This window comes from Brumimicrobium glaciale (assembly GCF_004152935.1).
Lineage (GTDB): Bacteria > Bacteroidota > Bacteroidia > Flavobacteriales_D > Crocinitomicaceae > Brumimicrobium > Brumimicrobium glaciale.
On the sequence record NZ_SETE01000005.1, the window covers coordinates 1 to 12,406 of the forward strand.

At 34.1% G+C, this 12,406-nt stretch carries 8 protein-coding genes; 5 read left to right on the top strand and 3 right to left on the bottom strand.

The features are described from left to right. Positions 1–293: 293 nt before the first annotated feature. From ERX46_RS11760 to folP, 3 genes are read right to left on the bottom strand one after another with little or no spacing between them, the layout of a single operon-like run. The gene (locus tag ERX46_RS11760; RefSeq protein ID WP_130094074.1) at positions 294–1,349 is read right to left on the bottom strand and encodes a response regulator; all 1,056 of its coding nucleotides are present in this window, start codon (positions 1,347–1,349) and stop codon (positions 294–296) included. 18 nt (positions 1,350–1,367) lie between these two features. Further along, the gene (locus tag ERX46_RS11765) at positions 1,368–2,882 is read right to left on the bottom strand and encodes a sensor histidine kinase (RefSeq protein ID WP_130094075.1); all 1,515 of its coding nucleotides are present in this window, start codon (positions 2,880–2,882) and stop codon (positions 1,368–1,370) included. A 2-nt stretch (positions 2,883–2,884) separates the two neighbouring features. Further along, positions 2,885–3,706 (bottom strand): dihydropteroate synthase, encoded by an 822-nt coding sequence (gene folP, locus ERX46_RS11770; protein ID WP_130094076.1) that lies wholly within the window; start codon positions 3,704–3,706, stop codon positions 2,885–2,887. A 56-nt stretch (positions 3,707–3,762) separates the two neighbouring features. On the opposite strand from folP, the gene ERX46_RS11775 reads away from it, so the two are divergent. The 5 genes from ERX46_RS11775 to ERX46_RS11795 are packed head-to-tail and all read left to right on the top strand — an operon-like array spanning position 3,763 to position 12,402. After that, the gene (locus tag ERX46_RS11775; RefSeq protein ID WP_130094077.1) at positions 3,763–4,317 is read left to right on the top strand and encodes a DUF1599 domain-containing protein; all 555 of its coding nucleotides are present in this window, start codon (positions 3,763–3,765) and stop codon (positions 4,315–4,317) included. Further along, positions 4,310–6,196, top strand: coding sequence for a DoxX family protein (locus ERX46_RS17835; RefSeq protein ID WP_130094078.1), 1,887 nt, complete (start codon positions 4,310–4,312; stop codon positions 6,194–6,196). The genes ERX46_RS11775 and ERX46_RS17835 overlap by 8 nt, the downstream gene beginning before the upstream one ends. Before the next feature lie 3 nt (positions 6,197–6,199). Beyond that, on the top strand, positions 6,200–6,952 hold the full coding sequence (gene tpiA / locus ERX46_RS11785) for a triose-phosphate isomerase (RefSeq protein WP_130094079.1): 753 nt from the start codon (positions 6,200–6,202) through the stop codon (positions 6,950–6,952). Positions 6,953–6,955: 3 nt separating this feature from the next. Continuing rightward, on the top strand, positions 6,956–7,795 hold the full coding sequence (prmA, locus tag ERX46_RS11790; RefSeq protein ID WP_130094080.1) for a 50S ribosomal protein L11 methyltransferase: 840 nt from the start codon (positions 6,956–6,958) through the stop codon (positions 7,793–7,795). Positions 7,796–7,797: 2 nt separating this feature from the next. Further along, positions 7,798–12,402, top strand: a complete 4,605-nt coding sequence (locus ERX46_RS11795) for a hypothetical protein (protein WP_130094081.1) — start codon at positions 7,798–7,800, stop codon at positions 12,400–12,402. Positions 12,403–12,406: the final 4 nt, after the last annotated feature.

Here is a 12,406-nt window from a genome sequence, read left to right on the forward strand (position 1 = left end):
CTATTTTTAAATTAATTCTTAAGTCTCTTAAAACCTACTCTTTGAATCTTTCATTATTTTTGGATTTATTGAGAATAGACTTTAATAGTTAGAGTATAGAAAAATACTGACCTATATATAAGGTATAAAGTTTTATACCCTTATATAAAGTCTCGCAGTAGTAGGTTTAGAGTAATAATGATAAGATACGTGATAGTTGAGAAGTGGGGATTGCCCAATGGAGGATAGTCTTCACTAGTGTGGACTGTTGCAAACAGTGCGTATCACACCCGCCAACAAGCGGTTTTATAGGATTAGAAACGATAATCGCGGAGTGATGGATAATCCAAGATCGTAATTAAAGAACCTTTTGTTTTAATGTACTCGTCTTTTTTGAATTCACTTAAAATACGAATAACAGATTCAGTTGCTGTTCCAACCATACTTGCTAACTCATCTCTAGTCACCGTCACCTCTACTCTCTCTGCCAAACCTTCTTTATATTTAAGATAGAGCTTACTTAATGCATTAGCTACTCTTTTTCGAACAGTATTATAGGCTAAGCTCACTAATTCATTTTCTTTTTCTACAATATCGCCCGCCAATAGCTTAATGAAATTTATAGATACATCTTTGTTGGAAAGTATCAATTTTTCAAAATCATCCTTGGCTATCAATGCCAACTTGGCCCCTTCAATAGCTACAGAGAATTCATTATAAGCTCCTTGTGAAAGAAGATCAATATATCCGAAAAATTCACCTGCACCATATAAACCAGTAACAAGTTCTTTATCATCCCTAGTTACTTTGTAACTTCTTACGTGCCCTTCCTTAACATAGTACAACCATTTTGGGGTATCCCCTTCAAAGTAAATCTCTTCTCTTTTTCCAAATGATTTAATTTGTCCATTGTCTTTTAAATCATCTAACCCCGTTAAATCACAAACAGCATCTTGAAAGCCTTTCCATTTATCATCACTATCCATGATAGCTTCAAAGCGCTGTCTCTTTTTTAATCTAGATTCAATAGCCTCCAGAAGTTCCATTTCTTCAAATGGCTTAGTGATATAATCATCTGCTCCAAGATTCATTCCTTTACGTAAATCAGTTCGCTCTGTCTTAGCCGAAAGAAATATAAAAGGGATGGCACGTGTTTCGGGCATTTTGCTTAAATAGTACAAGACACCATAACCATCCAATTCTGGCATCATTATATCACAAATGATTAGGTCAGGAAGTTCTCTTTTAACAAGGTCTAATCCTATTTTGCCATTTTCGGCAGATAAAACTTGATAATCCGCAAGTTCCAACATTTCTTCAATGTTTTCTCGCATTTCGTGATTGTCCTCAATTAAAACTATTTTAGTCATGATATTTGTAGTATGATTTTAATTTTGCTTTGGCAATGTAATGAAAAATATTGTTCCTTCCCCCTCTTTAGACTTAAAGGATATCTCTCCTTTCAATAAATCAAGGTACCTAAGCACAATATTTAACCCCAAACCAGTTCCTTCAATGTTCGTTACATTTCCAGCTCTAAAGAATCTGGTGAACAAATTCTTTTGATCAGCCAATGGAATTCCCAATCCAAAATCTTGTATTGAAATAACAATATTATCAGGTGTCTCTTCTAATGATACTATTATCTCTCCTTTAGCTCGCGAATATTTAACTGCGTTGGAAAGCATATTCAACATGGTGTTTTTCAACAGCTGTCCATCCGTTGGAATAATCAACTCTTTAGGTCCTTTGTAAATAATATTTTGTTCGGGTTTTGTCATATCAACCATCTCATCAAAAGACTCCAATAACAATTGAGGCAAACTACAATCGTCAAAATTAACATTCACTTTATTGGCCTCAAGCTTTTCAAAAGAAAGGAAGTCATTTAGAATAGCTGTTAAGTTTCGCACAGAATTCTTAATTCTATCAGCATGTTTAACTATCTTATCGAAGCTTTCTCTTTCATGGTATTTCTTAATTAAACTTGCCGAGGAATTGATTGTTGATAAAGGTGTTCTAAATTCATGAGAAGCCATTGAAACAAATCTCGATTTCATTTCAGTTAATTCACGTTCTTTATTTAAGGTTTCTTCCAATTTCTTGGAGACTTCTTTTTGGGCTGTAATATTCTTCTCTACAACTAAAATCTTATCAACCTCGTTTCCTTCATCTGACAGAGGAACTGCATTAATAGAATATGTTCGCTCCCCTACCTTAACTTCAAAGTTTTTAGATTCTCCTTTAAAGACTTCATCTAATTCCTCTTTAACTTGTTTTTTAGCCCTAGGATCTATTCTATCCAAATAATCCAATCCAATTAAATCTGATGTTTCAATACCTAACTCATAGAGCCCTTGTCCTTCGGCGAAAAGATATTTGAAAGAACTATCAAAAATACTGATTACCCCACTTGGGAAGTTTCGCGCAATAGACTTATATAGTCGTTCACTTTCCCGTAATTCTTGCGTTCTTTCTTTCACTTTCTGTTCAAGTGATTCACGCAGCTTTAATAAATTTTGTTCATTCTCGCGTCTTTCCGTTACATCAGAAACTAATGCAACAACATACTTTTGTCCATTTTTATTTTCAAAAGGATTCAAACTGACTTGAACAGGGAATTCAGAGCCATCTTTCCGAACTCCGTCTAGCTTTAGGGCTGACCCCATTGATCTAGCCGTTGGGTGAGCATTATAATTTGTCCGGTGTTGTTCATGACCGCCTCGCGCACTTGTTGGAACTAAAACTTCTATCTTCTGTCCAACTAATTCGTCGCCTGTATATCCAAACATAAAATTTCCAGTTTTATTCAGCTCTACAATTACACCTTTATCATTCACGAGAATTAGACCTTCCTGGATAGCTCCAAAAAGAATTTCATATAAGTTGTTTTTTAAATCCATAGTTACTTCTTCAACATTGAAACAATTTGAGCCACTTCTCTGGCTTCTTTCACATCGTGAACTCTAATAATTGAGGCGCCTTTCAAAAGTCCAATTGTGTTTAAAATACTCGTTCCATTTAACGCCTCTTGTGAACTCGTCCCCAACAAGTTATAAATCATTGATTTTCTCGAAATCCCCACTAAAATAGGACAGTCAAGAATTTTCAATAAAGAAAGGTTTTGAAATAGTTCATAATTCTGTTCAATATTCTTGGCAAACCCAAATCCTGGATCAATAATAATATCTTTAACACCTTTAGCAATTAATTGTTGAATACTTTCGCTCAATTCGAGACAAACCTCTTCGACAACATCTTCATATTGACATAAATTTTGCATATTATCTGCATCTCCTCTGCTGTGCATCAATATATAAGGCACTTGAAGCTCTGCTACAGTATCAAACATTTGATTATCATACCTTCCACCATAAACATCATTTATGATATTGGCACCAGAATTTACTGCAGCCCGTGCAACATCAGCACGAAAAGTATCTACACTTATTAATAAATCAGGATATAAACTTCGAATAGTTTCTATAGTTGGAATTATACGGTTCAATTCTTCTTTACTCGACAATAAATCTGCTCCAGGTCGAGTTGAAACCCCTCCTACATCAATTATTTGGGCTCCGAAACCCACCATTTCTTCCACTACATCAATTATCTGAGAAGAATTTTCTAATCGACTTTCTTTGTAAAAAGAATCAGGTGTGACGTTTATAACGCCCATTATCATGGGACAACTTAGGTTATGTAATTTATCACCTCTTATATTCATATTTTTTGAGTCATAATTATTATCTTTCCCAACTATAAAACTTTTTATCAAAAATAATGTCAGAAACAGTTGATCAATATACAAAAGTTATTTCCAAGTGTCGTGAAATATTCCAAAAGAAAACCAAGGATTATGGAACAGCTTGGAGAATATTACGCACGAGTTCTTTAACCGATCAAATTTTCATTAAAGCTCAAAGAATTAGAACGATTCAAGAGACAGGGGAAAACAAAGTTGGTGAAAATATTGAAGATGAATTCGTTGGAATCATAAACTACTGTATAATGGCTTTGATTCAACTTCACGAAGGAAAACATATGGCATTAGAAATAGAGCCCATTGAAGCGGAAAAATTATATGACAAATACACCAAAAGTTCACTAGATCTTATGATGGCTAAAAATCATGATTATGGTGAAGCTTGGAGGAGCATGCGTGTAAGCTCATTAACAGATTTAATTTTAATGAAAATTCTACGCGTTAAACAAATTGAAAACAATAAAGGAAAAACATTAATCAGCGAAGGAATTGATGCAAACTATTTTGACATGCTCAATTATTCAGTTTTCGCACTTATTCATTTAACATTCAAAAAAGAGAAAAATGCTTAAAAATACGAACTACTCAATTTCAGGAAAATCACTTATCTTGAATATTATTCTCATAACTATAAACCTTATTGGATTAAGTTTTCTGGTGATGGGTTATCATCCTGCTTTTGAAGCCAACGGACTATTATTCAAAATTCTTGGATATGTTTTAATGGCATCAACGCTGGTAGCAGCATTTCTATTGGAAGGAATGTTGCTTTTTGCTTATGTGGCAAGGGTGTTGGTCGGTGGATTATTCATCGTTTCTGGACTAATAAAAGCCAATGACCCCAAAGGGTTCGCATACAAACTTGAAGAGTATTTTGAAGATGGAGCCTTGGCTTACCGAATCAAAGAATGGTTTAATTGGGAAACTTTTACTTTAGAATATTTAATTGATCATGCGTTATTGCTGAGTGTTTTGATTTGTATTTTCGAAATTGTACTCGGAGCATTGGTTCTTTTGGGCGCTAAGATGAAATCTTCATCATGGTTAATGTTGGTAATGATGTTATTCTTTACTTTCCTGACATGGCACACGAAAGAATGTGATCCGCATACGACATTTACTGATGTTGATACTTATGCAATTAATTCGACTGCTGCAAATGCTAAAATCCCACAAGCGGTAGACAATGAAAACATCACCATTCTTAATCAAACTGCAGAGACTGTTACAATTAAGGAAGTAAAAAAACCACAATGTGTTGATGATTGTGGATGTTTTGGTGACGCGATGAAAGGTTCAATTGGTCGATCGTTAACACCTGCCGAAAGTTTCTGGAAAGATATCGTATTGCTATACCTAGTTGTGATAATCTTCTTCTCTAGAAGAAAAATAACAATAAACAACGGGCGAGAAAACATCATTATGATTGTTTTCGGATTGGTTTTCATCAGTTTCTTCTCTTATATTTTCACTTGGACATTCCCTGTATTATTTGGATTGATTTCTTTACTTCTCGCTCTATGGATAAGAAGAACTGGCGGGAAAATTTTAGGAAACGACTGGGGAATGATTTTGATTCTTACTGTGATCTGTTCAATTTTTGTGACTTATGTATTAATGTATCTTCCGATGAGAGATTACAGACCTTATCATGTAGGAAGTAATTTAAGAGAGCGAATGGTTGATGGTGTAGATGGAGAATATGAAAACTTCATGGTTTATAAAAACCTAAAAACACAAAAAGATACCATGATTACAAACTTGGACGAATCAACCAAAAGTATTTGGGGAGATACAGATACTTGGTCATTCGAAAAAAGAGAAACGAAAACAATTAAAGCTGCGATTCCTCATGCAATTCAGCAGTTTGACCCAAGTATTCCTGTTGAAAATTTAACTTCAGTGGAAAAGGAATTTGAACCTATTGCGGCAATTTTAGCGAATAATCAAGCACAATACATTGATGTAATTGATAAAGAAACAGGAGATCGTTATCCAATGTCGCTTGCAGATTTTCATCTGCCTGACATTGATACAGCGATGTACGCTATTGGCGACACTTTAATTCGTTTGGATGAATCTTTAACGGATATTAGCTTAAAAGAGTATATCTTGAGTCAAGAACAAGTCATCTTAATCTTTAGTAGAAACCTAAGCAATGGTAACTTTAGTAGAATTTCAAGATTAAAAGAAATCGCTGAGAAGGCGAAAGAGAATAACATTGCGGTAATAATGATTTCAACTGCTTCAAAAGAGGAGATTATTGCATTCCGTGAGAAAACAGGATTAAATATTCCAACTGTTCAGAATGATGAAATCGAAATTAAGGCAATCACAAGATCTAATCCTTCACTGATGGTATTGTCGAATAGTGTTGTTATGGGGAAATATCCTTTCAGATCGACACCTTCATGGGAATGGTTGACGGAAAACATTTTAAAATTTGATTAAAAGATGAGAAAAAAAATTGTAGCAGGAAACTGGAAAATGAATTTGACTTTAGAAGAAGCAAAAACACTTCATAAAGATATAAACGAAGCACTTACAACAACTAACAGCAAATGCGATGTTTATCATTTCGCGCCTTCTATTTATTTAAATTCACTTATCGGAAATGATCAAGTGGTTAAAACTGGAGCCCAAAATGGTTATCCTGCAAAAAACGGAGCATTTACGGGTGAAGTAAGCATGCAACAGTTGTCAGGAATTGGAACACAAGCTGTTTTGATTGGCCATTCAGAGCGACGTCAAATCTTTAATGAATCCGCTTCTTTTTTGAAGGAAAAAGTTGATTCTGCGCTTGAAGAGGATTTGAAAATATTCTTTTGTTGTGGAGAAAGTTTGGAACAAAGAGAGTCGGGTAAATTCAAAGAAACAGTGATTGCTCAACTAAAGAACTCACTTTTTCATCTTAACTCAACTGATTTTTCGAAAATCATTATTGCTTATGAACCGATTTGGGCAATTGGAACAGGAAAAACAGCAAGTCCAGAACAAGCGAATCAAATGCATAAAAGTATTCGTGAAGCAATTGCGCATGCCTACACCCAAGAAATAGCGGAGAAAACTTCCATTTTATACGGCGGAAGCTGTAAACCTTCAAATGCCGATGAGTTATTAAATCAACCGGATATTGATGGTGGGTTAATTGGGGGAGCATCTTTAAAAGCTTCAGATTTTTTAGAAATCATTTCAACTTACAATTGATTTATGGATTACATTCAAATTACATTAGACATATGGCCAAAGCAGCCTTGGACTGAAATTATAACCCAAGAACTTGCGGGAATTGACTTTGATAGTTTTACCGAAGAAGATAAGTTATTACAAGCTTATGTTTCAGCGGAAAACTTTAACGAAAAGCGTTTTAATGCATTAATTGAGGAATATAAATCAAAAGACATAAAGATTGCCGTTAAACAAGATTTAATTCCTTCTCAGAACTGGAATGCAGTTTGGGAATCTGATTATGATCCTGTAACTGTAGACAAAAGCTTATTAATTCGTGCGCCTTTTCATTCTGAGGATAAAAGTTTTGAATTATCCATTGAGATTCAACCACAAATGTCATTTGGAACTGGTCACCATCAAACCACTTATTTATTAAGTAAGCACTTGTTAGCTGTTGAATTCAAAAACAAGAAAGTTCTTGATGTTGGTACAGGAACTGGTGTATTAGGAATTATAGCCTCAAAACTAGGCGCTGAAAAGGTCTTCGGAACAGATATTGAAGAAGGAGCTGTTGAGAATGCTATTGAAAATTGCGAACGGAATTCAACTCAAAACTTCACTATAATTAAAGGAGATATAGATTTAGTTCCGAATGAAAAGTATGATATAGTTATTGCGAACATTAACAAGAATGTTTTGAAACGACATATGGAAGAATACGCCAAACTTACCAAAGAGGATGGTTTGTTGTTTTTGAGTGGCTTTTTTGAAACTGATATTTCTGAATTATCAGCGCATGCCGCGTTATATAAGTTTGAAACAATAGAAACATTTACCAAGGAAACTTGGGCTGTAATTAAGCTTCTAAAAACCAAATAATCATGAAAACGACTTCCCTATTTTTGATCTTCATCCTTATTATTTCAATAGGCCATTCTTATGGACAGAAAAATAAAGCGAATGAAGAACGTGAAAAATTCATATCAGATTATTCACGAACTATGGAAGCCGGCCGTTCAAAGGAAATAAAAGATTTCATCGATGATGAATTAAGTCCAATGTTATTGGAAGGGAATTTCTTTCCAGAAGAACGTTTTCAACAATTAAAAAGTACTGTTAAAATAATCAATGAAAAACAAATAGCTTCTTTCCCTCACCTTCATAATTATGTAATTTCAGTTTATTCACTCGTGAAAAGAGGTAAAACAGGCGTGCAATTTGATAATTGGCACATAATATTGGATGAATTTTTAGAAAATAGAAATACCAGAAGGCTTGAGGAATTTTTAGGAATATCAAGTAACTTTTTATACAAAAGTATTATCGCAGAAGATCCTAATTATATCTGGTTCATGTCAGGAAATGAATTTGAATTCATCAATGATAAAACACCTCAATTAAAAGTTGAGAATACAACCATAGTTTGTAAAACCATTAATCGCAGTTCACAAAAAAAGGACATTCCTTATACCGATTCAGTAAAAATCGAGAATACAAGTGGAATAGCTGATTTATCGAGTGATAAATGGGAAGGAAAAGGCGGTCAATTTACGTGGGAAAAAGCACTATTACCAAAAGATGAAACAGTAGCTACCTTATTTGATTATTCGATATCATTTCGCTCTACAAACTTCACAGTAGATAGTGTTTCCTTAAAAACACCTTATATTGGAAGACCTGTAATGGGAAGAATTATTGATCGAGCTGTGAAAGGAAATTACAGAGAAGATAGAGATTTATCTTATCCACAATTCAGCTCGTATGAAGCCAACTTTGAAATCAAAAACATTATTGAAGATGTTGATTACAATGGTGGTTTTTCATTGAATGGAGAACAATTTGTAGGTGGTGGAAATAAAGAAAGACAAGCAGAATTAATCTATTATAGAAACAGTAAACCGTTTATCATTACGCAGTCTGACCAAGTAAGGTTAAAAAAGAATAGCGTAAAAACAGACATGGCCAATATGGTAATGTATATTGGATTAAACGATTCGATAACACATACAGGACTTGATATCACTTTCAATAGAGAAACGCAGTCTTTAAAAATGGTGAGAGGAAGTGCCGCTATATCTCAAGCGCCTTTCATTAACTCTTTTCATAAAATGGATATTTATGTAGATGAGATAATTTGGAATAAAAACTCAACTGAACTCATTTTAGGATATGACAGAAACACTTCAGAGCAACAAAGAAATGCTCGATTTGAATCATTTAGCTATTACGACGAAAGGTTATACCAGGAGCTTCAAGGGATAGAGTCGATTCATCCCTTGGTGGCAATTTACAATTATGCTTTCAAATATGATAAATTTGAAATGACAGAAGGAACTGCTGCAACCGCTTTAAACAGGACTATCGAACAAGCTAAACCAAAGTTATTAGAACTTTCTGCGCTTGGTTTTATAAGTTATGATACAGATCGTGCAATTGTAAAGGTAAATCCTAAAACAGAGCATTTTGTAAAGTCAAAATCGAGAAAAAGCGATTATGATAACATTTCATTTACTTCTAACCTGTCTCCTATTCGAAGCGAACAAGGAAATGATGATCCAGCATATTTGGAAAGAGTACTCAAAAGAAATCAGGAGAGAGCCCAAATTTCTGAATACGGAAAAATGGATTTATCATCCTTGGACATGAATATTCAAGCAGTTGACTACATTAAAATTGCTGAAATTAAAAGGACAACGATTTACCCTGATAGTAACAAAGTTGTCATTAAGAAGAATAGAAATATTGTTTTTTCAGGATGGATAAATAGTGGTAAATGGGAAGTTAAAATTGATAAAGGAGACTACGTTTATGACAAGAATAAATTCAATGTCTACGATTCAAAAGTCGCGTATTTTAATGCTAATCCCTTAAGAGACGAAGATGGCAAGAGAGCTATTCCATTACAATCTGTTTTAAATGGACTACAGGGAGAAATTATAGTAGATGATATCTCAAACAGATCTGGTTTGAACAAAGGATTTGATGAATATCCAATTCTTGTTTCTAAAGAAAAGACCCGCGTTTATTATGACCAAAAGCAACTGCACCGTGGGGCGTATAACAAGGAACGCTTCTATTTTGAAGTAGATCCATTTACGTTAGACAGCTTACTTACATTTAATGAGCGGAATTTACGTTTCCCAGGAGAGTTAACTTCGGCGGGTATTTTTCCTAAGATGCGCGATGAATTAAAAGTAATGTCGGATTATTCACTTGGTTTCTCTAAAGATGTTCCTTCGGAAGGATATGAGTTTTATGGAACTGAAGCTGTTTATGAAAATAAGATTTTACTTTCAAACAATGGACTACAAGGAGGAGGAACAATCAATTTCATCAATTCTTCATCTACATCTAAGTCATTGTTCACATTCTTACCAGATTCAACAATTGGAGTTGCCACATTTATTAATCGTCCGCAGGAAGCTGGTATAGAATATCCAGATGCGGATGGTCCAGATGCATTTATTACTTTCTTGCCTAGAGAGAAAAAATTGAAAGCACGATCAAACAAAGAAGATATTGCTTTCTTTAATGGAGAGGCAAAATTGAAAGGATCAACAGTTTTAAATGCGAGTGGAATGACAGGTCGAGGAGCACTTGAGTTATCTTCTGCAAGGCTAAGATCTAGAAATTTTGATTTCACCAGATGGACAGCTAATACTGATACAGCTTCTTTCCAGTTGAATAATAAATATAAAAAAGAAGGCGATTTAACTGAGGATGCGTTGGCATTTAAAACAGACAACGTTAATGGAACTTTAGATTTTAAGGAAAGAAACGGTATTTTCAGACCTAATAAAGGAGTATCTATTGTAGAATTCCCAGTAAATCAATACATCTGTAAAATTGACCAATTTACTTGGGAAATGGATCAAGATGAGATGACGCTAGAAAAGAAAGAACAAAGCAATTTAGCTATCGAAAGTGGGATGGATTTAGATGGTCCTAATTTCTTTTCTACAAACCCTAAGCAAGATTCACTTCAATTTTTATCTCCAAAAGCGAAATTTAGTTTGAAAGAAAGGACTATATATGCTTATGATACTGAATTCTTAGAAATTGCGGATGCAAGGATTTTCCCTGACAGTGCAGTTGTTGTCGTTCGAAAAAATGCAAAATTAGACAAGTTCACAAATGCTAAAATTGTGGCCAACTTTATCACGAAGTATCACTCAATGATAAATGTTGAGGCTGAAATTACGGCAAGAAGAGCATATACAGCCATTGGTGATTACGAATATGGAAGAGAAGGCGTTGATAAACAATTAATTCACCTTACAGAAATCAGACTTGACACTTCATTCCAAACTGTTGCAATTGGAGCAGTTAAGCAAGAAAATATTCTTGAATTAAGTGACCAATTTAACTTCTATGGTGATGTAAGATTAAAAGCTTCTGATCCTTATTTAACTTTCAAAGGTGCAACAAAAGTGAATCATGAATGTAAGAACTTTGAGCGCAGTTGGATGGCCTTCGAAACCGCAATTGATCCTGAGAAAATCCAAATTCCTGTAAATAAAAATATGGTCGATTTGGAAGGGAATAAAATTACTGTTGGAATACGTTGGAGAAACTCAATAGATTTAGAGGAAGTTAAATTGTACCCAACTTTCTTAAGTCAGGTATTGGGAGAAGAGGATCCAGAAGTGTTTTCAGCAAGTGGATTACTACAGTACAATGAATCAACTAAAGAATTTCAAATTTCAAATAAAGAAAAACTTGTCAATAGAAATGAGAAAGGTAATTACATCTCATTGCATACTGAAACATGTTCACTTAACGGAGATGGGAAAATTGATTTAGGAATGGACTTCGGTGCGCTTGAAGTCACATCAATAGGATCTGTAATTTATAATGAAGAAACAGAGCAAACTGATCTTGATTTAACGATGGCCATAAGAGCACCTCTTGATCAAAAAGCTTTTAAAGATATTGGTTCAAAAATAATTGAAGTACCTGGATTAAAAGACACCGATTTCAATACTTCAACATTAGAGCAAGCACTTGTTGAATGGGTGGATTTAAAAACTGCGGATAAAATCAAATCAGATTTCACGCTAAAAAAAGAATTTAAAAATGTTCCTAAAGTGATGGAAGATGCAATTGTAGTCACTGGCATTAAGTTTACTTCTTATGCTAAACCGGGAGATAATCAAAAGGGATTAATTACCACAACCACGCAATCTGCCATTGTGAATATATTTAATCAACCTGTAATGAAATATGTTTCAACAAAGGTTTTTGCAGAACAAAGATCAAATTTGGGAGATCGATTAGGGATTTTCTTTGATGTTCCGGGAGGATCTTCATACTTCATCGATTATGATTATAGAAAAGATGGAGTAATGAATATCTTATCAGACGATAAAGACTTTAATGCAGAGATATCTGAATTAAAAGCAGACAAGAAAAAGTCAAGAAAGTTTATCTATGACATAACCCAAAACTCTGCTTATAAGAGTCAATTCTTGAGGGTGTTTAATTAAAAAT